The sequence below is a fragment of the Kitasatospora sp. NPDC036934 genome, assembly GCF_055608425.1.
Window position 1 is genome coordinate 46,171 of record NZ_JBVJQR010000008.1, and the last position, 23,019, is coordinate 69,189.

Genomic DNA, 23,019 nt, shown 5'->3' on the forward strand with positions numbered 1-23,019 from the left:
TGGAGTCCGCCCCGGGCGAGACCGGGAAGCTCTACCTGTACAAGGGCACCGGCAACGGCCTGGGCTCCCGCAGCGAGATCGGCTCCGGCGGCTGGTAGCCGGAGGCGGACGGCGCCGACCCGGTGGCGGGGTTCAGCACGGCGGGCCCGTCGGTCAGGGGATCTCCTGACCGGCGGGCCCGCCGCCGTACCGGTGCGACAGTGGCGCGCGTACGTCGGCCTACCCGTCCAGTGCCCTCCTGTTCTGTCCTAAGGCAGCGGCAGGACGTGGCGCAGGGCCTCGACGGCGTCCGGGTCGCCGTCCACGGTGAGGTCGGTGCGGGCGCCGCGGCCGTAGACGAACAGGACCAGCTCACCCGGTTCGCCGGTGATCCGGACCGTCGGGGCGCCGGCCGGGCCGACCGTCAGCGACTGCCCGTCCGGGCGGTTCAGGTCGAGGCGTACGGGGGAGCGGCGGCCCGCCTCGAAGCGGGCGATCATCGGCAGCCGCCGCCACAGTGCCTCGGCCCGGCCGGGCGGCACCGGCCGGGCCGTCCAGTCCTCGCCGGCCCGGGCGACGTCCTCGGCGTGCACGAAGTACTCCACGGTGTTCGCCACCTCGTCCGCGCCGGGCAGCGCGAACAGCGACAACACCGGCGGCCCGGCCCGGAACAGTCGCACCAGCTCCTCGTACGGCCGCTGGGCGTAGCCGTCCTGCACCCGCTGGGTGTGGCCGGCCAGGGCGCCGACCCGGATCCCCGCCGCCGCGTCGGCCCGGCGCTCCCGGATCACCAGGTGGGCGGCCAGGTCCCGGGTGCTCCACCCGGCGCACAGCGTGGGCGCGTCCGGTCCGGCGTCGGTGAGCAGCTGGGCGAGGCGGTGGCGTTCGGCGAGTGCGTGATTCGACATGCCGCCAGCCTAGGCGTGCGGTCGAATGGTTGCCCTCGCCCGTGGGGGATTCTCGATTGCGCGGCCGTCACGGGCTCCGTATCGTGCTGGGCAACGCGTCGACGGAGACGAGTAGCCAGGGATCACGTGAGCAGAGAGAGCCGCCGGAAGCTGGGAAGGCGGCCTCGCGCCCCGAGGTGAAGACCCTCCTGAGCGCGGGGAGGAACGACCCCCGTCCGGTGGTCCAATGCCCCGCCGGCCGGCCCCCGTCATCGGGCCCGAACGAGGCCGCCACTGTGTGGCGGCGAAAGTGCGGTGGTACCGCGAGTCACCCTTCTCGCCCGCACTCCCAAGGGATCATGACGATGTCCTCCGGAGGACCTCAATGATCCACAGCCGCGTCCGTGTCTCCGAGCTGCGAGAACACGTCGGTCGTACCGTCTCCGTCTGCGGGTGGGTGAACACCCTCCGCCTGCAGCGCACCATGCAGTTCGTCCTCGTCCGGGACGCCACCGGCCTGGTGCAGGTGACCCACAAGCGGGACGGCGGGCCGCTGGAGGCCCGCCTCGAAGCCCTCACCCCCGAGTCCGCCGTACGGATCACGGGGCGCGTCGTCGACGCGGCCCAGGTCAAACTCGGCGGCCTGGAGATCGTCCCCGAGGCCGTCGAGGTCCTCAACCCGGCCGCCACGCCGCTGCCGATCGACGAGCACACCGGCCTGGAACAGCGCCTCGACTGGCGCTTCCTGGACGTGCGCCGCCGCCCCGCCGCCCAACTGGTGTTCGCCGTGCAGACCACCCTGGAACAGGGCATGCGCGAGTACGCCCACGGGCAGGGCGCCACCGAGATGCACACCCCCAAACTCATGGGCACCGCCTCGGAGTCCGGCGCCGAGGTCTTCGAGGTCGGCTACTTCGGCCGCAGCGCCTACCTGGCGCAATCGCCCCAGTTCTACAAGCAGATGGCGATCGCGGCCGGCGTCGACAAGGTCTTCGAGATCGGCCCCGTGTTCCGTGCCGAACCGTCCTTCACCTCCCGGCACGCCACCGAATTCACCGGTGTCGACGTGGAGTTGGCCTGGATCGACGGCGTCGAGGACGTGATGGCCTTCGAGGAGCGGATGCTCGCCCACGCCATCGCCAAGGTCGCCGACACCCACGGCGAGGCGATCGCCGAACACTTCGGCGTCGAGGTCACCGTCCCCACCACGCCCTTCCCCCGCATCACCATGGCCGAGGCGCAACGGATCCTGCGCGAGGGCGGCTGGGACCCGGAGGGAGTCAAGGACGACCTCGACCCGGAGGGCGAACGGGCCATCTCCGCCCACCTCAAGAAGGCCACCGGGCACGAGTTCGCCTTCATCACCCACTACCCGGTCGGCATCCGGCCCTTCTACCACATGCGGCCCGCCGACGACCCGAGCGTCACCCTGAGCTTCGACCTGCTGTGGAACGGCCTGGAGGTCACCACCGGCGCCCAGCGCGAACACCGCTACGACGTACTGCTGGAGCAGGCCGCCGAGAAGGGCATGAGCCCGGAGCCGATTCGGGACTACCTCAACACCTTCCGCTACGGTTGCCCTCCGCACGGCGGCCTCGGCATGGGCCTCGGCCGGATCCTGATGGTCCTGCTCGGCCTGCCCTCGATTCGCGAGGCCACCTTCCTCTTCCGCGGCCCCAACCGGCTCACCCCGTAGGGCGGTTGGGCGTCGTTCCACGGCGCCTCGTCGCTGCACGGGAAGTCGGGTCGCTCGACTTCCCGTGCAGCGGGGGCCGGTGGGGCGGGTCAGGGGTGGAGCTGGCCGGTGAGTTTGGGGCCGCCCTGTTTGTTGCTGGCGGTGAGGGTGCAGGTGTAGTCGCGCCAGCCCTGCTGGTAGTTGGCCATGGCGGGGCCGAACTGGCGGGGGTAGTAGGTCCTGCCGGCGGGTTGGTGGGACTTGGCGGTGGTTTCGGCGTCCTTGCAGCCGTCGCGCATGGCGAGGGCGATGGGGATCTCGCCGGTGAGGTTGTCGGGGAGTTTGAGGTCGGCGATGACCTCGCCGTCGTGGTCGCCGGTGCAGGGGCGCTGTTCGGCCTTGGTGATGACGGGGCTGAGCTGGGGGTGGTCGAAGCAGGTGCCGACCGGGAAGAAGGCGTACGGGGGTTGCGGCTTGCTGGGGGTGGGCGTGGGGGTCGGGCTCGGGGTGGGGGTGGCGCTGGGAGTGGGCGGGGGCGGGGCCGCGGCGGGCTCCCGGTCGTCCTCCGGCCAGAGCAGCACGGTGGCCACCACCGCGAGCAGTACGGCCAGGACGGCGGCGACGGTGATCACCAGGCTCCGGGGCGGACGGGTGGCGGCGGCGTCGGGCGGCTGCTGCTCGGAGGTCATGGCCCGAGGATGGCCCACCGGGGCCGTGCCCGGCAGGCGGTTGGCGGAAGTGGGTCCGAACGGGACGCCTGCGAACGGCCCGCGGACGGTTCGCCCCCCGGACGGGCTGACACAATGGCCCCATGTCCACCACACCCGCCGCCCCCGGTACCACCTCCCTCGACGCGGCGATCGCCGCCCGTCTCAAGCGCACCGAGGACGGCCTGCTCCCGGCCATCGCGCAGCAGTACGACACCGGCGAGGTGCTCATGCTGGGCTGGATGGACGACGAGGCGCTGCACCGCACGCTCACCACCGGCCGCTGCACCTACTGGAGCCGCAGCCGCAACGAGTACTGGGTGAAGGGCGACACCTCCGGCCACGCGCAGGCGGTCAAGTCGGTGGCGCTCGACTGCGACGGCGACACCCTGCTGGTGAAGGTCGACCAGACCGGTGCGGCCTGCCACACCGGCGACCGGACCTGCTTCGACGCCGACGTGCTGCTCCAGACCTCCTGACCCCACTTCCTGACCCCACCTCCTGACACCCCGTCCACCACCCCAGAAGGTGCCGCCCCGCATGGACCTCGAAGCCTTCCGCAAGCTCGCCGTCGACACCCGGGTCATCCCCGTCACCCGCAGGCTCCTCGCGGACGGCCTCACCCCGATCGGCCTGTACCGCAGCCTCGCCGAGGAGCGGCCCGGCACCTTCCTGCTGGAGTCCGCCGAGCAGGGCAGCTGGTCGCGCTACTCCTTCGTCGGCGTGCGCAGCGCCGCCGCGCTGACCGCCGGCCCGGACGGCCAGGCCCGCTGGCTGGGCACCCCGCCGGTGGGCATCCCGACCGGCGGCGACCCGCTGGAGGTGCTGCGCGCCGCCCTGGAGGCGCTGCACACCCCGCGGCACGCCGACGACGGCCTGCCGCCGCTGACCGGCGGCCTGGTCGGCTACCTGGGCTACGACATCGTCCGCCGGCTGGAGAAGCTGCCCGACCTCAACCCGGACGACCTCGGGCTGCCCGAGCTGACCATGCTGCTGGCCACCGACCTCGCCGTGCTCGACCACTCCGACGGCACGGTGCTGCTGATCGCCAACGCCGTCAACCACAACGACCTGGCCAGTGGCGTGGACGAGGCGTACGCGGACGCGGTGGCCCGGCTGGACGCGATGGAGGCCGGCCTGCTCAAGCCGGTCGACCCGGGCCTGGCGACGTTCACCCCGGTCGGACCCGGCGAGGTGCACTCGCCGTTCGGCGGGGCGCCGTACCGGGCCGCGGTGGAGGAGATCAAGGAGCGGATCCGGGCCGGCGAGGCCTTCCAGGTGGTGCCCTCGCAGCGCTTCGAGGCGCCCTGCCCGGCCTCCGCACTGGACGTCTACCGGGTGCTGCGCACCACCAACCCCAGCCCGTACATGTACCTGTTCCGCTTCCCCGGCCCGGACGGCGGCGCCGAGGGCGGCTTCGACGTGGTCGGCTCCAGCCCGGAGGCACTGGTCAAGGTCACCGACGGCGAGGCGATGCTGCACCCGATCGCCGGCACCCGGCACCGCGGCGCCACCCCGCACGAGGACGCGGCGCTGGCCGCCGAGCTGCTCGCCGACCCCAAGGAGCGGGCCGAGCACCTGATGCTGGTCGACCTGGGCCGCAACGACCTCGGGCGGGTCTGCGAGCCGGGCAGCGTCGAGGTGGTCGACTTCATGCAGATCGAGCGCTACAGCCACGTGATGCACATCGTCTCGACGGTGACCGGCAAGGTGGCCCCCGGGCGGAGCGCCTTCGACGTGCTGACCGCCTGCTTCCCGGCGGGCACCCTGTCCGGCGCGCCCAAGCCGCGGGCGATGCGGATCATCGAGGAGCTGGAGCCCACCCGGCGCGGCCTGTACGGCGGTTGCGTCGGCTACCTGGACTTCGCCGGTGCCTCGGACACCGCGATCGCGATCCGCACCGCGGTGCTGCGGGACGGCACCGCGTACGTGCAGGCGGGCGCCGGCGTGGTCGCCGACTCCGACCCGCACGGCGAGGACACCGAGTGCCGCAACAAGGCGGCCGCCGTGCTGCGGGCCGTCGCCACCGCCAATACGCTGCGGAGGCCGGAACTGTCCTGAGGCGTGAGGAGGCGGCCGGGATGCCCGAGGTGCCGTACGACGAGCTGCGCTGGGGGGTCGTGTTCGCCGCCGCCGTGCAGGTCGGGGACGAACTCGGGGGCCGGGGGCGGGTGTTGTCCCAGGTCATGATCGACTTCCCGGCCGCGCACGGGCCGCTCGCCCCGGACCTCGCGGTGCTTGCCCCGGGCGCCGTCCACCGCCCCCGGGGCCGGTACGCCGCCGCCGACGTCGAGGCGGTGCTGGAGGTGTCGCACCCGGGCCGCGACCACGCCTGGGCGCGGGCCTGCGCGGAGAGCGGCGTGCCGCTGTACGTGGTGGTCGACCCGGCGGCCGCCGCCTGCACCGTGCACACCGCGCCGTCCCCCGGCGGGGTCTACCGGGAGGCCGAGCGGGTGCCCTTCGGCAACGACCTGTTCCTGCCGCTGGGCGGGCGCACGGTGGTGCTGCGGACGGACGGGTTCCCCACCCCGGGTACGGCGTAGGGCGTGGCCCGGGGGATAGTGGACCGGTGACCGCTGCAGACCAGACCCCCGCCCCTGACGCTCCCGCGACGCCCAAGGCAGGCCGCCGCACCCTCGGTGTGATGCTGCTGCTGACCGTGCTGAGCGCGGTGCTGGTGCTGACCGCGGTCGGACGGGTCTGGGCCGAGGGCCGGGCCGGCACCCTGGACGTGTCCGTCACCGGCGGCAAGATCTCCGAACTGCCCGGCGGGCTGGCCCTGGTGGGCCTGGCCGCGGCCGTCGCGGTGTTCGCGGTGCGCGGCACCGGCCGGCTCGCGGTCGGCGCGCTGACCCTGCTGGCCGGGCTGGGCGCGGCCGCCGCCTCGGTGGCCGGGGCCTCCGACACCGCCGCCCTGGACTCCGCCGCCTCCGGCAAGCTGGCGCTGGCCGGCTCGACCGCCACCGAGGTCTCGCACACCGCCTGGCCCTGGGTCGCCCTGGCCGGCGGGCTGCTGCTCGCCGTCGCCGGGCTGATCACCCTGCGCTACGGCCGTGGCTGGCCGGCCATGGGCAGCCGCTACGAGGCGCCGACCCGCAAGGCCCCGGCGACCGCCGACACCCCCGGTGACCTGTGGAAGGCCCTGGACCGGGGCGAGGACCCGACGGCCGTCTGACGGCCTCGGGGGGTGCCGACCGGCGGGGTGTGACGCGATAGACCCGCCACCCGCTTTGGGGCGCCCGTGTGTGGCCCGGCACAATGGGAACCGTCAACCCGCCGGCGGCCCCGCAGGCCCGGCCGGGCCCCGAGAGCCTAGGAGCACCATCGATGTCAGCAGCAGCACACGGCCACAACCCCGCCGCCTGGACCGGTGTCGTCATCTCCTTCGTCGGCTTCGGCATCGCGGGCGTCGCGATGATCCTGCCGTCCCCGCTGCTGGTCTGGGCCGGCCTGGCGGTCGTCCTGGTGGGTGGCATCGTCGGCAAGGCCATGTCGATGGCCGGCATGGGCAAGCAGGCGAGCACCAACGTCTACAAGTCGGCCGCCGAGCAGTCCGCGGCGCGCAAGGCGGCCATCGAGGCCCGGGAGGCCGTCGCCGCCTGACCGGCGCGGATTCGTACAACCGAACGGCGGGCGCGCCACGCCCGCCGTTTCGTGCTGTCCGGGCCCGGCACCGGCACAATCGGGGCGTGAACGCCGCCCCCACCGCCTCCGCCCCACCGCCCGTGCAGCGCCGGATGGGCCCGCCGCTGGCCGCGCTGGCGGCGGTGGCCGCCCCCGCCGGGTACGTCGCGGTGGTGGACCCGAACGCCCCCGGACACTACCCCGACTGCCCCTTCCTGACCGCCACCGGTTGGTGGTGCCCCGGCTGCGGGGGCCTGCGCTGCGTCCACGCGCTGGCCCACGGGGACCTGACCGGCGCGCTGCACGACAACGCGGTGGCCGTTCTGCTGCTCGGCGTCCTGGCGCTGCTGTGGCTGCGCTGGGCCTGGGCCGCGCTGACCGGCGGGCCGCCGGTCCAGGTGTCGGTGGGGGGCCGCCGCTGGGCGCTGATCGCCCTGCTGGTGCTGGTGTTCGCAGTGGTGCGCAACCTGCCGGTGGGGGCCGGGCTGGCGCCGCCGGTGGTCTGAGCGGCCCCGGTCGGTGCGGAGTTCGGGCCGCCCCGCCGGTGGAGAGCCGGTGAAACCGCAGTTGAGAGCCGTCGTACGGCGTCCCGTTCCGCGAGACGCGGACCGGGCGGATGCGCCGGGCCCACCCGGGTGCCGATACCATCGAAGGGCCGACGGGCCCCCGCCCGCTCGGCTCGCGCTGGCGAACCAGCAGGACTGATGGGGGCTCCTGAGTGAGTGTGCTCGACTCGATCATCGAAGGGGTCCGTGAGGACCTCGCCGAGCGGCAGGTCCGGGTCTCCCTTGACGAACTCAAGGCGCTCGCGGCCAAGGCCCCGGAGGCCAAGGACGGCGTCGCCGCCCTCAAGGGCGACGGGGTCCGGGTGATCTGTGAGGTGAAGCGCTCCAGCCCGTCCAAGGGCGCGCTGGCCTCGATCGCCGACCCGGCGGCCCTGGCCCGCGACTACGCGGCCGGCGGTGCCGCCGCGATCAGCGTGCTGACCGAGCGGCGCCGCTTCGGCGGGTCGCTCGCCGACCTGGACGCCGTCCGTGCCGAGGTGGACACCCCGCTGCTGCGCAAGGACTTCATCGTCACCGCCTACCAGCTGTGGGAGGCTCGCGCCCACGGCGCCGACCTCGCGCTGCTGATCGTCGCCGCCCTCGACCAGCCGGCCCTGGTGTCGCTGATCGAGCGCGCCGAGTCGATCGGCCTCACCCCGCTGGTCGAGGTGCACGACGAGGAGGAGATCAAGCGCGCGGTGGACGCCGGGGCGCGGATCATCGGCGTCAACGCCCGCAACCTGAAGACCCTCGAAGTCGACCGCAACACCTTCGGGAACGTCGCCCACGCCATCCCGGACAGCATCGTCAAGATCGCCGAATCCGGTGTGCGCGGCCCGCTCGACGTGATCAACTACGCCAACCTGGGCGCCGACGCGGTGCTGGTCGGCGAGTCGCTGGTGACCGGCAAGGACCCGCGGGCCGCCGTCGCCGACCTGGTCGCGGCCGGGGCCCACCCCGCCCTCCGGCACAAGGACTGACACCGCCCCGATGAAGATCGCCACCCGACTCGCCCCCGGCTGCCGCCCGCGCGGCTGCCGCGCGCCCGCACGCCGGGTGCTGGGGCGTCGGGTGCGGTACGTGATCGGCTGCGAGCCCGGGCAGGTCCCGGGGCGGCGATGGCGCGTGACCCACGGCTGAATCCGAGTCCAGCCGACCAGAGCGGCTGGATCCGGGATCCGGCCGATCGGACGTCACTGTCATCCATCTCCGTCCAAGGGAAACCACCATGTCCGAGAAGGACTACCTGCCCGGTGCCCAGGTACCGGACGCGCGCGGCTACTTCGGCGCGTACGGCGGCCGCTTCATCCCCGAGGCCCTGGTCGCCGCGGTCGAACAGGTCGCCGAGGAGTACGAGAAGGCCAAGACCGACCCGGCCTTCACCGCCGAGCTCGACGGGCTGCTCAAGGACTACACCGGGCGCCCGAGCCCGCTGACCGACGTGCACCGCTTCTCCGCCGAGGCGGGCGGGGCGCGGATCCTGCTCAAGCGCGAGGACCTCAACCACACCGGCTCGCACAAGATCAACAACGTGCTGGGCCAGGCGCTGCTCACCCGGCGGATGGGCAAGACCCGGATCATCGCCGAGACCGGCGCCGGGCAGCACGGAGTGGCCACCGCCACCGCCTGCGCCCTGTTCGGCTTCGACTGCACCATCTACATGGGCGAGGTCGACACCGAGCGCCAGGCGCTCAACGTCGCCCGGATGCGGATGCTCGGGGCCGAGGTCATCGCGGTCAAGTCCGGGTCGCGGACGCTCAAGGACGCCATCAACGAGGCCTTCCGTGACTGGGTCGCCAACGTCGACTCCACCCACTACCTGTTCGGGACGGTCGCCGGCCCGCACCCCTTCCCGATGATGGTCCGGGACTTCCACCGGGTGATCGGCGTCGAAGCCCGCCAGCAGGTGCTCGACCGGACCGGGCGGCTGCCGGACGCCGTCGTGGCGTGCGTGGGCGGCGGTTCCAACGCGATGGGCATCTTCCACGAGTTCATCCCGGACGCCGGTGTGCGGCTGATCGGCTGCGAGGCGGCGGGGGAGGGGGCCGAGACCCCCCGGCACGCGGCCACGCTGACCAAGGGGGACCCCGGGGTGCTGCACGGGTCCCGGACGTACGTCCTCCAGGACGAGGACGGGCAGACCATCGAGTCGCACTCGATCTCGGCGGGGCTGGACTACCCGGGGGTCGGGCCGGAGCACGCCTGGCTGAAGGACAGCGGGCGGGCCGAGTACCGGCCGGTGACCGACGACGCGGCCATGCAGGCGCTGCGGCTGCTGTCGCGCACCGAGGGGATCATCCCGGCGATCGAGAGCGCCCACGCGCTCGCCGGGGCGCTGGAGCTGGGTCGCGAGCTCGGGCCGGAGGCGACCATCCTGGTCTCGCTCTCCGGGCGCGGCGACAAGGACATGCACACCGCGGCCCAGTACTTCGGGCTCTACGATTCGCCGGCCGGCGGCGCGGCCGAGGGGGGTAAGTGATCATGGCTTCGAAGCTGAGTGCCGTGCTGGCGGGTGCCAAGGCCGAGGGGCGGGCGGCGTTGATCGGTTACCTGCCGGCCGGGTTCCCCTCGGTGGACGGCGGGATCCGGGCGGTCAACGCGCTGATCGAGGGCGGGTGCGACGTCGTCGAGATCGGGCTGCCGCACTCCGACCCGGTCCTCGACGGGGCCGTCATCCAGACCGCGGACGACATCGCGCTGCGGGGCGGGGTGCGGATCAAGGACGTGCTGCGGACCGTCCAGGAGGTCGCCGCCGCCAACCCCGGGACGGCGGTGCTGGTGATGACCTACTGGAACCCGGTCGACCGGTACGGGGTGGCCCGCTTCGCGGCCGACCTGGCGGCGGCGGGCGGGGCGGGGTGCATCCTGCCGGACCTGCCGGTGGAGGAGTCCGCGGAGTGGCGCAAGGCCGCGGACGCGCACGGGCTGGACACCGTGTTCGTGGTCGCGCCGAGCAGCAAGGACGCGCGGCTGGCGGAGGTCACGGCGGCGGGCAGCGGGTTCGTGTACGCGGCCGCGGTGATGGGGGTGACCGGGACCCGGTCGGCGGTCGGGTCGCTGGCCGAGGACCTGGTGGCTCGGACCCGGGCCACGACGGACCTGCCGGTGTGTGTCGGGCTCGGGGTCTCCGATGCGGAGCAGGCGGCGGAGGTCGCCCGGTTCGCGGACGGGGTGATCGTGGGGTCGGCCTTCGTGAAGCGGATCCTCTCCGCGGGGGATGACGAGGGGGCTGCGCTGGATGCGGTGCGAGGGCTGGCGGGGGAGTTGGCGGCTGGGGTTCGTAGGCGCTGACGTCTAGGTGGATGGCTGACGGCCCGTTGCCCCTTGGGGGGTGGCGGGCCGTTGGGTTGTTGGGGTGGGGGCCGCTGCGGGGGGCTGTTGTCGGGGGGTGGGCTTTCGGGAGGGTGGGTGGTGCCGGGGGCGGTTCCGGGGGTGGGGGCCGCTGCGGGGGGCTGTTGTGTGGGGGCTCTCGGGAGGGTGGGTGTGCCGGGGGCGGTTCCGGGGGTGGGGGCGCTGCGCGGGGCTGGGGGGTGTGGGGGGCTTTCGGGAGGGTGGGTGGTTCCGGGGGCGGTTCCGGGGGTGGGTGCTCCGGGGGCTGGGTGATTTTCGGACCGCCGACTCTGTGGGTGGGGGGCCGGGCGCCGTTGGCGGTCTGAAAATCACCCGTCACGCCCCTCTCCGCACCCACCCCCTCCACCGCCCCCTCCCGCAGCGCGTCCCTCTCGCCTGGTCGAGGGTGAGGGGGAGGTGGGGGGTGGGTGCGGGGGAGGTGGGGGGTGGGTGCGGGGCGCTGGGGGTGGGGTGAGTGGGGGCGTCAGTGTGGGGGCGGCCCCGAACGGGTGAACAGCGGCGGCGACACGCATCAGGCGGGGTTGACCGGCGTTGAGTGGAGGGACGAGTGCACGAACCACGTGTACGGGGGTTGCCGAGCTAGCGAAGGGGTGAGCCGGTGGCTGGTCTGCATCGGGCCGTGCTGCTGCGGGCGGCGGCGGCTGCGCTGGCCCTGGGGGCGGCGGTCGGGGCGCATACGGAGGTGGGGCAGGCGTTGGCCAAGCGGGGGGCCGAGCGGGCGGAGCGGGATGCGGTGGCCTGTGCGGAGGCGGCGCGGTGGGATGCGGCGGAGCGGGCGGCCCGGGGGCCGCGGGAGGGGCGGCCGGAGGTGTTCGATCCGGGCCGGGTTCCGGGGTGCCGGTGACGGAGGGGTGTTCGAGGGAATCGGACGGAACGTCACTCGTCCGGCTTAATTCGTGAATCCGGAGGAACCGGGGATCATCCCCTACGGTTCGTCAGGAAGTGAATGAGTTTCCCGAGGGGGGTTCCCTGATGGCCGGGCCGGCAGTGCAGTCCGCTGGCTCCGCGCCCGCGCCGCGGCGGGTGCCGGTCTGGAGCGAATGGGTCGGTACTGCGGCGCGGCTCGGTCTGGCGGTGGTCTGGGGGTGGGCCGGGCTGGCGAAGATCGCCGATCCGGCGGAGGCCGCGCAGGCGGTCCGGGCGTACGAGATCCTGCCCGAGGGCCTGGTCAAGCCGATCGGTTACGGGCTGCCGTTCCTGGAGCTGGCGCTCGCCCTGCTGTTGGTGATCGGCCTCGGTGTCCGGCTGGTCGCCGGGGTGTCGGCGCTGCTGTTGCTCACCTTCATCGCCGGGATCGGCTCGGCCTGGGCGCGCGGCATCTCGATCGACTGCGGCTGCTTCGGCGGTGGCGGTCACGTCGACGCCTCGCAGACCGAGTACCTGCAGGAGATCCTGCGCGACACCGGGTTCCTGTTGCTGGCCGGGTGGCTGCTGTGGCGGCCGCGCACCCGGCTCTCGGCGGACGGCTGGCTGGCGAGCTGACCGCCACATCCCCATTCCCGCACCTGACGAAGGCCCCCCGACCGTGGATGTCAAGGCAATGAGCGAGAAGAACCGAGAAGGCAAGCGCACCGCCCGTGAGCGGATGCTGGAGCAGCGGGCGTCCGAGGAGGCGACCTCCCGGCGCAGGAAGAAGCTGATCGTCGGCGGGGCCGTGCTCGCGGTGATCGCCGCCGCCGTGGTCACCGGCGTGGTGGTGCAGAACCAGCGCTCGAAGCCGGAGACCCCGACCGCCGCCCCGGCCGGGACGATCGGTGACAAGAACCTGGTGGTGCCGGTCGGCGCGAGCAACGCGCCGTCGGTGCTCACGGTGTACGAGGACCCGCGGTGCCCGGCCTGCGGGATCTTCGAGCGGGAGTTCTCGTCGACCGTCGATCAGCTGGAGGACGCCGGGAAGATCTACACGAACGCCCATGTGGTGTCGTTCATCGACCGGGCGGTGCCGGGCAAGGGGTCGAAGAACGGGGCCAACGCCCTGGCCTGCGCCCAGGACGCCGGGCACTTCCGGGACTTCCACGACGTGCTGTACCGGAACCAGCCGGACGAGACGAACGACGCCTTCGGCAACAAGGCCGTGCTGCTGAACCTGGCGAAGCAGGTGAACGGGCTGGACACGCCGGAGTTCCAGGCGTGCGTCAACGACAACAAGTACGGCGGGTGGGTGTCCGCGGTGCAGCAGGACTTCGACAAGTCCAGCTACAAGTCGACGCCGACGGTGCTGCTCAACGGCAAGCCGATCTACCCGAAGAACGGCGACGAGGAGATCACCCCGGCGAACCTGGTGAAGTGGGTGGACGCCGCCAACCAGGGCAAGCAGTTGGGTACGGCGGGTTCGAACGGGCAGAGCCCGGCGCCCACCGCCGCCGCTTCGGAGGCCAACAACCCTTCGCCGACCGCCGGCTGAGACGGGCCCAACGCCGCCGTCCCCTCCCGGTCGGGAGGGGACGGCGGCTTTCGTTGTTCGGTTTCTGTGACCCCGGGGGTACCCGATGGGGACGTCGGACCCTGTAGCGTCGGAACTGCCATGGATATCGCCTACATTCCCAGCCCGTCGCGGGGCGTCCTGTACCTCGGACCGATCCCGCTGCGCGCCTACGCCTTCTGCATCATCCTCGGGGTCGTCGCGGCCGTCTGGCTCGGCAGCAAGCGCTGGGTCGCCCGGGGCGGTGCCAAGCACACCGTCGGTGACATCGCCGTCTGGGCCGTGCCCTTCGGCCTGGTCGGCGGCCGGCTCTACCACGTGATCACCGACCACCAGCTGTACTTCGGCGAGGGGAAGAACCCCTGGAACGCCTTCAAGATCTGGGAGGGCGGCCTCGGGATCTGGGGCGCGGTCGCGCTGGGCGCGGTCGGCGCCTGGATCGGCTGCCGCCGCCGGGGCGTGCCGCTGCCCGCGTACGCGGACGCCATCGCTCCGGGCATCGTGCTCGCGCAGGCGATGGGCCGCTGGGGCAACTACTTCAACCAGGAGCTGTACGGGCGGGCCACCACGCTGCCGTGGGGCCTGGAGATCCACAAGACGATGCCCGACGGCCAGGTCGTGAGCGGGGTCTTCCACCCGACCTTCCTGTACGAGTCGATCTGGGACGTCGGTGTCGCGCTGCTGGTGATCTGGGCGGACCGGCGCTGGAAGCTGGGGCACGGCCGGGCCTTCGCGCTGTACGTGGCCGCCTACACGGTGGGCCGGTTCTGGACCGAGTGGCTGCGGATCGACGAGGCGCACGTCTACTTCGGCCTGCGGCTGAACGACTGGACGTCGATCGTGGTGTTCATCGGTGCCGTGGTGTACCTGGTGGTCGTGGGGAAGACGCGGCCGGGCCGCGAGGACCCGGCGAGCATCGACCCGGAGACGTACGTCGGGGTGGTCGGGGGCGCGGACGGGGAGAAGGCCGGGGCCGAGAAGCAGAGCGAGACGGTGGACGGCGAGAAGGCGTCCCGGATCGTGGACGGCGACGCGGCGCCGGAGCCGGCCGCCGCGGTGGCGGAGAAGACCGGCAAGGACGCCAAGAACCCGATCTGAGCAGGCACGTTCGCTGACTGAGGCTGCCCTTCGCGAGAGCTGCGAAGGGCAGCCTCAGCATCGTTCGGGAAGCCTTACTTTGCTGGAAATGCCCAGGTCAAGGGGGCTACGGTCAGGGCGACGAACGAAAGACGGAGGGGAACGACCGTGACTGCGAGCACCCTGGAAGCCGAGCCCGCCCAGCACCCGCGGATACCCGCGGCCGACCACCACCGGGACGTCAACGGCGGCTGGCTGCGGCCCGCGGTGTTCGGCGCGGTGGACGGCCTGGTGTCCAACTTCGCGCTGATGACCGGGGTGGTCGGCGGCGCGGCGTCCAACGGCACCGTGATCCTGACCGGGCTGGCGGGCCTGGCGGCCGGGGCCTGTTCGATGGCGGCGGGGGAGTACACCTCGGTGGCCTCGCAGCGGGAGCTGGTGCAGGCCGAGATCGAGGCCGAGCGGCTGGAGCTGAGCCGCAACCCGCAGGGCGAGCTGGCCGAGCTGGCGCAGCTGTACGTCTCGCGCGGGGTGGAGCCGGAACTGGCCCACGAGGTGGCCCGGCAGCTGTCCCGCGATCCGGAGCTGGCCCTGGAGATCCACGCCCGGGAGGAGCTGGGGATCGACCCCACGGACCTGCCCTCGCCGCTGGTCGCGGCCGGCTCGTCCTTCCTGTGCTTCGCGCTCGGCGCGCTGCTGCCGCTGCTGCCGTACCTTCTGGGTGCGACCTCGCTGCTGCCCGCGCTGCTGCTGGCGGCGATCGGGCTGTTCGGCTGCGGCGCGGTGGTGGCCCGGGTGACGGAGCGCAGCTGGTGGTTCAGCGGGCTGCGGCAGCTGGTGCTGGGCGGGGCCGCGGCCGGGGTGACGTACCTGCTGGGATGGCTGATCGGCGGGCACGTGGGCTAGGGCCGGACACGCCCTTGTTCCGGGCCGACAGCGCTGCATGACTATGCCGGGCAATGCGTGACGTTTCACACATGGACGTCGCGGGTTGCCCGGCATCGTCTCATCATCCGGGCCTCGGAGCCGCGGATTCGCATCCGTTGGCGGGGTTCTCGGGATGGAATCCCAGGCGTCCATGATCGGCTTGTGTGGCGATCCGGTTTCGCCTCTGTTTCAGGCAGAGGGTCGTTGGGCACAATCGTCTGAGCGTGCACTGTGGCACGCCCCCTCTCCCAGCCCCCTGACCTGCGTGTCCGTCCGCCATGTGGACGGGATATTCCGCTTCTCGGGATCCTGGGCATCATGTAACTCGCATGAAACCGCACCATCGCATCAGGGCCAACGTCGTCCCTACTTGCACCAACTTGCCGAAAGACGACGACGGGAGAGCCGATGCTGTCTGCATCCATGCACTCCGCCAACGAGCCTCAGGCCGGCGCCGCCCGCCAGCCGTACGCGCTCGTGCCGGATGCGCGACCTGCTGCTCAGGGCCTGTACGACCCGCGAAACGAGCACGACGCCTGTGGCGTCGGTTTCGTCGCCACGCTGACCGGCATCGCCGACCACACGATCGTCGAGCAGGCGCTGACCGTCCTGCGCAACCTGGAGCACCGCGGCGCCACCGGCGCCGAGCCGGACTCCGGTGACGGCGCGGGCATCCTCACCCAGGTCCCGGACGCCTTCCTGCGCGGCAAGGTCGACTTCGAGCTCCCGGCCGCCGGGGCCTACGCGGTGGGCATCGCCTTCCTGCCGGACGAGGACACCGCCGCTGCCGCCGCCGTCGCCCGGATCGAGGCGATCGCGGCGGAGGAGGACCTGACCGTCCTGGGCTGGCGCGACGTGCCCGTCACCCCGGACCTGCTGGGCTCCACCGCCCGCAGCGTGATGCCGCGGTTCCGGCAGGTCTTTCTCGCATCAGCGCCTGTCGGACAGAGCCTGAGCAGGGAGGGGCTGGCCGGGATCGAGCTGGACCGGGTCGCCTTCGTGGTCCGCAAGCGGGCCGAGCGCGAGGCCGGCGTCTACTTCCCGTCGCTGTCCGCCCGCACCATCGTCTACAAGGGCATGCTGACCACCGGGCAGCTGGAGCCGTTCTTCCCCGACCTGTCGGACCGCAGCTACACGTCCGCCGTCGGCCTGGTGCACTCGCGGTTCTCCACCAACACCTTCCCGAGCTGGCCGCTCGCCCACCCGTACCGCTTCGTCGCGCACAACGGTGAGATCAACACCGTCAAGGGCAACCGGAACTGGATGCGGGCCCGGGAGTCGCAGCTGGCGACCGACCTGATCCCCGGCGACCTGAGCCGGATCTTCCCGATCTGTACGCCGGACCACTCCGACTCGGCCTCCTTCGACGAGGTCCTGGAGCTGCTCCACCTCGGCGGCCGCTCGCTGCCGCACTCGGTGCTGATGATGATCCCGGAGGCCTGGGAGAACCACGCCACCATGGACCCGGCCCGGCGGGCGTTCTACCAGTACCACTCCAACCTGATGGAGCCCTGGGACGGCCCGGCCTGCGTCACCTTCACCGACGGCACCCAGATCGGCGCCGTGCTCGACCGCAACGGCCTGCGCCCGGCCCGCTACTGGATCACCGAGGACGGCCTGGTCGTCCTCTCCTCCGAGGTCGGCGTGCTCGACATCGACCAGGAGAAGGTCGTCCGGAAGGGCCGTCTCCAGCCCGGCCGGATGTTCCTGGTGGACACCGTCCAGGGCCGGATCGTCGAGGACGAGGAGATCAAGTCCGCCCTCGCCGCCGAGCACCCCTACGGGGAGTGGGTCGCCGCCGGGCAGATCCAGCTCGCCAAGCTGCCCGAGCGCGAGCACATCGCCCACACCCACGCCTCCGTCACCCGCCGCCAGCAGACCTTCGGCTACACCGAGGAGGAGCTGCGCGTCATCCTGGCGCCGATGGCCAGGACCGGCGGCGAGGCGCTCGGCTCGATGGGCACCGACTCGCCGATCGCGGCGCTGAGCGAGAAGCCGCGGCTGCTCTTCGACTACTTCGTGCAGCTCTTCGCGCAGGTCACCAACCCGCCGCTGGACGCCATCCGCGAGGAGCTCGTCACCTCGCTGCTGTCCAACCTCGGCCCCGAGGGCAACCTGCTGGTCGCCGAGTCCGCCTCCTGCCGCTCGGTCGGGATCACCTTCCCGGTGATCGACAACGACGAACTGGCCAAGCTGGTCCACGTCAACGCCGACGGCGACCAGCCCGGGCTGAAGGCCGTCACGCTGTCCGGCCTGTACAAGGTCGCGAGCGGTGGCGAGGGGCTGGCCGCGCGGCTCGCCGAGATCGCCGCCGAGGCGGACGCCGCGATCGCCGACGGCGCGCGGATCATCGTGCTGTCCGACCGGCACTCCGACGCCGAGCACGCGCCGATCCCCTCGCTGCTGCTCACCTCGGCCATCCACCACCACCTGATCCGCACCAAGCAGCGCACCCAGGTGTCGCTGCTGGTCGAGGCCGGCGACGTGCGCGAGGTGCACCACGTCGCGCTGCTGATCGGCTACGGCGCCGGGGCGGTCAACCCGTACCTGGCGATGGAGTCGGTGGAGGACCTGGTCGCCCGGAACGCCCTCACCGGCCCGGACGGCATCCAGGGCGTCGAGCCCGAGAAGGCGATCAAGAACCTGATCAAGGCGCTCGGCAAGGGCGTGCTCAAGGTGATGTCCAAGATGGGCATCTCCACCGTCGCCTCCTACCGCGGCGCCCAGGTCTTCGAGGCCATCGGCCTCTCGCAGGACCTGGTCGACGGCTACTTCGCCGGCACCACCACCAAGCTCGGCGGGATCGGGCTGGAGGAGATCGCCCGCGAAACCGCCGCCCGGCACGCCAAGGCGTACCCGGCCTCCGGCATCCCGGCCGCGCACCGCGCGCTGGACATCGGCGGCGAGTACCAGTGGCGCCGCGAGGGCGAGCCCCACCTGTTCGACCCGGACACCGTCTTCCGGCTCCAGCACTCCACCCGCAACCGCCGGTACGACATCTTCAAGCAGTACACGGACCGGGTGAACGAGCAGTCCGAGCGGCTGATGACGCTGCGCGGCCTGTTCCAGCTGGACGGCCTCGGCCGGGAGCCGATCCCGGTGGAGGAGGTCGAGCCGGTCTCCGAGATCGTCAAGCGCTTCTCGACGGGTGCCATGTCGTACGGCTCCATCTCGATGGAGGCGCACGAGACCCTCGCCATCGCGATGAACCGCCTCGGCGGCAAGTCCAACACCGGTGAGGGCGGCGAGGACCCGGAGCGCCTGTACGACCCCGAGCGCCGCTCGGCGATCAAGCAGGTCGCCTCCGGCCGGTTCGGCGTCACCTCCGAGTACCTGGTGAACGCCGACGACATCCAGATCAAGATGGCCCAGGGCGCCAAGCCCGGCGAGGGCGGCCAGCTGCCCGGCCACAAGGTCTACCCGTGGGTCGCCCGGACCCGGCACTCCACCCCGGGCGTCGGCCTGATCTCTCCGCCGCCGCACCACGACATCTACTCGATCGAGGACCTCGCCCAGCTGATCCACGACCTCAAGAACGCCAACCCGGCCGCCCGCATCCACGTGAAGCTGGTGTCCGAGGTGGGCGTGGGCACGGTCGCGGCGGGTGTCTCCAAGGCGCACGCCGACGTGGTGCTGGTCTCCGGGCACGACGGCGGTACCGGCGCCTCGCCGCTGACCTCGCTCAAGCACGCCGGTGGGCCCTGGGAGTTGGGGCTCGCCGAGACCCAGCAGACCCTGCTGCTCAACGGGCTGCGGGACCGGATCGTGGTCCAGACCGACGGCCAGCTGAAGACCGGCCGCGACGTGGTCATCGCCGCGCTGCTCGGCGCCGAGGAGTTCGGCTTCGCGACGGCCCCGCTGGTGGTCTCCGGCTGCATCATGATGCGGGTCTGCCACCTGGACACCTGCCCGGTCGGCGTCGCCACCCAGAACCCGGTGCTGCGCGAGCGCTTCTCCGGCAAGCCCGAATTCGTGGTCAACTTCTTCGAGTTCATCGCCGAGGAGGTCAGGGAGATCCTGGCCTCGCTGGGCTTCCGCTCGATCGAGGAGGCCGTCGGCCGCGCCGAGCACATCAACGCCCAGACCGCGATCGACCACTGGAAGGCCGCCGGGCTCGACCTGGCCCCGCTGTTCCACGTGCCGGAGCTGCCCGAGGGCACCGCCCGGCACCGCACCACCGACCAGGACCACGCGCTGGACAAGGCCCTCGACAACCAGCTGATCACACTGGCCGAGGACGCCCTGGAGCGCGGCGAGACCGTCCGGATCCAGCTGCCGATCCGCAACGTCAACCGTACGGTCGGCACCATGCTCGGCCACGAGGTGACCAAGCGGTACCGCGGCGAGGGCCTGCCGGAGGGGACCATCGACGTCACCTTCACCGGCTCGGCCGGGCAGTCCTTCGGGGCCTTCGTGCCCAAGGGGGTCACCCTGCGGCTGGAGGGCGACGCCAACGACTACGTGGGCAAGGGGCTTTCCGGCGGCGTGATCGTCGTCCGCCCGGCCCGCGAGGCGGCGGCCATCGGCAACGACGCCCAGAACCACGTGATCGCCGGCAACACCATCGGCTACGGCGCCACCTCCGGCCGGATCCACCTGCGCGGCAAGGCCGGTGAGCGCTTCGCCGTCCGCAACTCCGGCGCCACCCTCGTCGTCGAGGGCGTCGGCGACCACGGCCTGGAGTACATGACCGGCGGCCGGGTCGTCATCCTCGGCGAGACCGGACGCAACCTCGCGGCCGGCATGTCCGGCGGCATCGCGTACGTCCTGGACCTGCGCCCCGCGAACGTCAACGACGGCCTGGTGGGCATCGAGGCCCCCACCGCCGCGGACCGCGAATGGCTGCGCGAGACCGTGCAGCAGCACTACGAGGAGACCGGCTCCACGGTGGCCGCCGAGCTCCTGGCCGACTGGGGCGGCGGGGTCTCCCGCTTCTCCAAGATCATGCCGACCGACTACAAGGCAGTGCTCGCCGCCAAGGACGCCGCTGAGCGCGATGGCCTCTCCGAGGCCGAGACCACTCGCAAGATGATGGAGGCGGCTAATGGCTGACCCCAAGGGCTTCCTGACCACGCCCAAGCAGCTGGCGGAGCGCCGCCCGGTCGACGTCCGGATCAGGGACTGGAACGAGGTCTACGTCGAGCGCAGCCTCCTGCCGATCATCACCAAGCAGGCCGGCCGCTGCATGGACTGCGGCATCCCGTTCTGCCACAACGGCTGCCCGCTCGGGAACCTCATCCCCGAGTGGAACGACCTCGCCTACCGGGACGACTTCACCGGCGCGATCGAGCGGCTGCACGCGACCAACAACTTCCCGGAGTTCACCGGCCGGCTGTGCCCGGCCCCGTGCGAGTCCGCGTGCGTCCTGGGGATCAACCAGGACGCGGTGACCATCAAGAACGTCGAGGTCACCATCATCGACAAGGCCTGGGACCGCGGCGGGGTCACCCCGCAGGTCCCGGAGCGGCTCTCCGGCAAGACCGTCGCCGTGGTCGGCTCCGGCCCGGCCGGCCTGGCCGTCGCCCAGCAGCTCACCCGGGCCGGGCACACCGTGGTGGTGTACGAGCGCGCCGACCGCATCGGCGGACTGCTGCGCTACGGCATCCCCGAGTTCAAGATGGAGAAGCGCCACATCAACCGCCGCATCGAGCAGATGCGGGCCGAGGGCACCCGGTTCCGCACCGGCGTGCACGTCGGCGAGGACATCACCGGCCAGCAGCTGCGCGAGCGCTTCGACGCCGTCGTGGTCGCCGCCGGCGCCACCACGGCCCGCGACCTGCCGGTGCCCGGGCGCGAGCTCAAGGGCGTCCACCAGGCCATGGAGTACCTGCCGCTGGCCAACAAGGTGCAGGAGGGCGACCTCGTCGACTCCCCGGTCAGCGCCAAGGGCAAGCACGTGGTCGTCATCGGCGGCGGCGACACCGGCGCGGACTGCGTGGGCACCGCCCACCGCCAGGGCGCCCTCTCCGTCACCCAGCTGGAGATCATGCCGCGCCCCGGCGAGGAGCGGCCCGGGCACCAGCCCTGGCCCACCATGCCGATGACCTACAAGGTCACCTCCGCGCACGAGGAGGGCGGCGAGCGGATCTACTCCGTGAACACCACCCACTTCACCGGCGACGAGGACGGCAACGTCCAGGAACTGCACCTGGTCGAGGTCGAGTTCAAGGACGGTCGGTTCGAGCCCGTCCCGGGCACCGAGCGTGCCCTCCCGGCCCAGCTGGTCACCCTGGCCATGGGCTTCACCGGGACGGACGTGCGGAACGGGCTGGTCGAGCAGCTGGGAGTGGACCTCGACGCGCGCGGTAACATTGCCCGCGACGGCCGGTTCGCCACCAATGTCGATGGCGTGTACGTCTGCGGAGACGCCGGCCGAGGCCAGTCGCTGATCGTCTGGGCCATCGCGGAAGGCCGTTCGGCCGCCGCCGCGGTGGACACGTACCTGGGCGGCAAGACCCCGCTTCCCGCCCCGATCCGGCCCACGGACCGCCCCCTGGTGGTCTGACGGGCCCTGACGGTTCGACCGGCCCCCCCGAACCCCCGGCGCCGCATCGCCGGGAGCTCAACCCGCTGCCCCCGCCAGCGTCGCCGGGCCAACGCGGTCTCCTGGCGCCTGCCCTCTTCCCCGACCAGTTGGAGGGCGGGCGCCGTCGCGTTTCCGGACGGCCGTCTCGAGGGGTGTCCCGGCGGTGTTCCCAGGTGGTTCTCACCTGGCGCCCCACCCGCCCCTCACGTCCCTGCCGCCAGGGCCCTCACCTGCCTCTTACCGGCGCTCCCACCTGCGGTTGCGTCCGTGCACCGAAGGTCCGCTCACAGCGTTCTCCCAGGCTTCGCCCCCCGGCCGGAATGCGTCCCGGGACGGGCTGTTGTTCGTCGGTGCCAGGTGGCAGACTGCGGCCGACGGCCGGGGGGCTGCGCGAGTGCGGAGGGTGACTTCGATGGGCACGACTCAGGCAGGCGGGGGTGCCACCGTACGGCGCCTGCTGCTCGGCAGCCAGCTGCGCAAGCTCCGTGAGGCCAGAGGCGTCAGCCGCGAGGAGGCCGGGTACTCGATCCGCGCCTCCGAGTCCAAGATCAGCCGGATGGAACTCGGCCGGGTCGGCTTCAAGGAACGCGACGTCGCCGACCTGCTCACCCTGTACGGCGTCGACGCCGAGCAGGAGCGGGCCAACGTCCTCGGCCTCGTCCGGGAGGCCAACGCCACCTCCTGGTGGCACGACTACGGCGACGTGCTGCCCGCCTGGTTCCAGAACTACCTCGGGCTGGAGGAGGCCGCCGCCGAGATCCGCAGCTACGAGGTCCAGTTCGTCCACGGGCTGCTGCAGACCGCCGACTACGCCCGCGCCGTGATCACCGCCGGCGGCCACGCCGTCGAGGACAGTGAGATCGAACGCCGGGTGGAGGTGCGGCGCACCCGCCAGGACCTGCTCACCGCCGACCACCCGCCGCAGCTGCTCGCCGTCCTCGACGAGGCCGCGCTGCGCCGCCCCTGGGGCGGGCCCGAGCTGATGCGCGGCCAGCTCGACCGGCTGCTCGAACTCTCCGAACTGCCCAACGTACGGCTGCAGGTACGGCCGCTCGGCGGCGCCGCGCTCGGCGCCGAGAGCGGCGCGTTCAGCGTGCTGGGCTTCGCCGAGGCCGAACTCGCCGACGTCGTCTACCTGGAGCTGTTCACCACCGCGCTCTACGTGGACAAGCCCGCCGAGGTCGCCTCGTACCGGCAGGCGATGGACGGGCTGATCGCCGAGAGCCTCGGACTCGAACAGACCCGCGATCTTCTGCACTCGGTACGCCAAGAGCTCTGACACATCAGTACGATGAGCTC

The 23,019-nt window shown here is 72.4% G+C and carries 20 protein-coding genes; 18 read left to right on the forward strand and 2 right to left on the reverse strand.

The annotated features are described in order from the left end of the window. Window positions 1-248 precede the first annotated feature (248 nt). Complete coding sequence (locus tag ACZ7BZ_RS13910) at window positions 249-887, reverse strand: TIGR03085 family metal-binding protein (protein WP_380461685.1); 639 nt, start codon at window positions 885-887, stop codon at window positions 249-251. 364 nt (window positions 888-1,251) lie between these two features. On the opposite strand from ACZ7BZ_RS13910, the gene aspS reads away from it, so the two are divergent. Next, window positions 1,252-2,562: an aspartate--tRNA(Asn) ligase gene (gene aspS / locus ACZ7BZ_RS13915; RefSeq protein ID WP_470358504.1), complete on the forward strand. Its 1,311-nt coding sequence runs from the start codon at window positions 1,252-1,254 to the stop codon at window positions 2,560-2,562. 89 nt (window positions 2,563-2,651) lie between these two features. On the opposite strand, the gene ACZ7BZ_RS13920 is transcribed toward aspS, so the two are convergent. After that, a complete protein-coding gene (locus ACZ7BZ_RS13920; RefSeq protein ID WP_380461683.1) occupies window positions 2,652-3,230 on the reverse strand; it encodes a hypothetical protein in 579 nt (192 codons plus the stop codon). Between the two features lie 122 nt (window positions 3,231-3,352). Here ACZ7BZ_RS13920 and hisI point away from each other — a divergent pair, with 122 nt between their 5' ends. From hisI to ACZ7BZ_RS14005, 17 genes are all read left to right on the forward strand, one after another. Then, on the forward strand, window positions 3,353-3,727 hold the full coding sequence (hisI, locus tag ACZ7BZ_RS13925) for a phosphoribosyl-AMP cyclohydrolase (RefSeq protein ID WP_380461682.1): 375 nt from the start codon (window positions 3,353-3,355) through the stop codon (window positions 3,725-3,727). A 61-nt stretch (window positions 3,728-3,788) separates the two neighbouring features. After that, entirely contained in the window at window positions 3,789-5,309 is a 1,521-nt protein-coding gene (locus tag ACZ7BZ_RS13930) for an anthranilate synthase component I (RefSeq protein WP_470358505.1), read from the forward strand. Between the two features lie 20 nt (window positions 5,310-5,329). Then, the gene (locus ACZ7BZ_RS13935; protein WP_470358506.1) at window positions 5,330-5,791 is read left to right on the forward strand and encodes a Uma2 family endonuclease; all 462 of its coding nucleotides are present in this window, start codon (window positions 5,330-5,332) and stop codon (window positions 5,789-5,791) included. A 26-nt stretch (window positions 5,792-5,817) separates the two neighbouring features. Next, window positions 5,818-6,423 carry a TIGR02234 family membrane protein gene (locus tag ACZ7BZ_RS13940; RefSeq protein ID WP_470358507.1) on the forward strand — a complete coding sequence of 202 codons (606 nt, stop codon included), beginning with the start codon at window positions 5,818-5,820 and terminating at the stop codon, window positions 6,421-6,423. Window positions 6,424-6,575: 152 nt separating this feature from the next. Continuing rightward, entirely contained in the window at window positions 6,576-6,851 is a 276-nt protein-coding gene (locus ACZ7BZ_RS13945; protein ID WP_380461678.1) for an HGxxPAAW family protein, read from the forward strand. An 86-nt stretch (window positions 6,852-6,937) separates the two neighbouring features. Next, a complete protein-coding gene (locus tag ACZ7BZ_RS13950; protein WP_470358508.1) occupies window positions 6,938-7,378 on the forward strand; it encodes a DUF2752 domain-containing protein in 441 nt (146 codons plus the stop codon). 212 nt (window positions 7,379-7,590) lie between these two features. After that, window positions 7,591-8,397, forward strand: a complete 807-nt coding sequence (trpC, locus tag ACZ7BZ_RS13955; protein WP_470358509.1) for an indole-3-glycerol phosphate synthase TrpC — start codon at window positions 7,591-7,593, stop codon at window positions 8,395-8,397. A gap of 10 nt (window positions 8,398-8,407) precedes the next feature. Next, a complete protein-coding gene (gene trpM, locus ACZ7BZ_RS13960) occupies window positions 8,408-8,557 on the forward strand; it encodes a tryptophan biosynthesis modulator TrpM (RefSeq protein WP_167395798.1) in 150 nt (49 codons plus the stop codon). Window positions 8,558-8,645: 88 nt separating this feature from the next. Then, complete coding sequence (gene trpB / locus ACZ7BZ_RS13965; protein WP_465747591.1) at window positions 8,646-9,896, forward strand: tryptophan synthase subunit beta; 1,251 nt, start codon at window positions 8,646-8,648, stop codon at window positions 9,894-9,896. Window positions 9,897-9,898: 2 nt separating this feature from the next. Further along, window positions 9,899-10,708 (forward strand): tryptophan synthase subunit alpha, encoded by an 810-nt coding sequence (trpA, locus tag ACZ7BZ_RS13970; RefSeq protein ID WP_470358510.1) that lies wholly within the window; start codon window positions 9,899-9,901, stop codon window positions 10,706-10,708. 1,032 nt (window positions 10,709-11,740) lie between these two features. After that, complete coding sequence (locus ACZ7BZ_RS13975; RefSeq protein ID WP_470358511.1) at window positions 11,741-12,250, forward strand: MauE/DoxX family redox-associated membrane protein; 510 nt, start codon at window positions 11,741-11,743, stop codon at window positions 12,248-12,250. Window positions 12,251-12,308: 58 nt separating this feature from the next. Beyond that, the gene (locus ACZ7BZ_RS13980; RefSeq protein WP_470358512.1) at window positions 12,309-13,172 is read left to right on the forward strand and encodes a DsbA family protein; all 864 of its coding nucleotides are present in this window, start codon (window positions 12,309-12,311) and stop codon (window positions 13,170-13,172) included. A gap of 120 nt (window positions 13,173-13,292) precedes the next feature. Beyond that, window positions 13,293-14,288, forward strand: a complete 996-nt coding sequence (gene lgt / locus ACZ7BZ_RS13985; protein WP_470358513.1) for a prolipoprotein diacylglyceryl transferase — start codon at window positions 13,293-13,295, stop codon at window positions 14,286-14,288. A gap of 162 nt (window positions 14,289-14,450) precedes the next feature. Continuing rightward, a complete protein-coding gene (locus ACZ7BZ_RS13990) occupies window positions 14,451-15,173 on the forward strand; it encodes a VIT1/CCC1 transporter family protein (RefSeq protein ID WP_470358766.1) in 723 nt (240 codons plus the stop codon). 444 nt (window positions 15,174-15,617) lie between these two features. Next, window positions 15,618-20,246 carry a glutamate synthase large subunit gene (gene gltB, locus ACZ7BZ_RS13995; protein ID WP_470358767.1) on the forward strand — a complete coding sequence of 1,543 codons (4,629 nt, stop codon included), beginning with the start codon at window positions 15,618-15,620 and terminating at the stop codon, window positions 20,244-20,246. After that, window positions 20,239-21,699, forward strand: a complete 1,461-nt coding sequence (locus ACZ7BZ_RS14000) for a glutamate synthase subunit beta (RefSeq protein WP_380451868.1) — start codon at window positions 20,239-20,241, stop codon at window positions 21,697-21,699. Before gltB ends, ACZ7BZ_RS14000 begins: the two co-directional genes overlap by 8 nt. A gap of 433 nt (window positions 21,700-22,132) precedes the next feature. Then, window positions 22,133-22,999 (forward strand): helix-turn-helix domain-containing protein, encoded by an 867-nt coding sequence (locus ACZ7BZ_RS14005; protein WP_470358514.1) that lies wholly within the window; start codon window positions 22,133-22,135, stop codon window positions 22,997-22,999. Window positions 23,000-23,019: the final 20 nt, after the last annotated feature.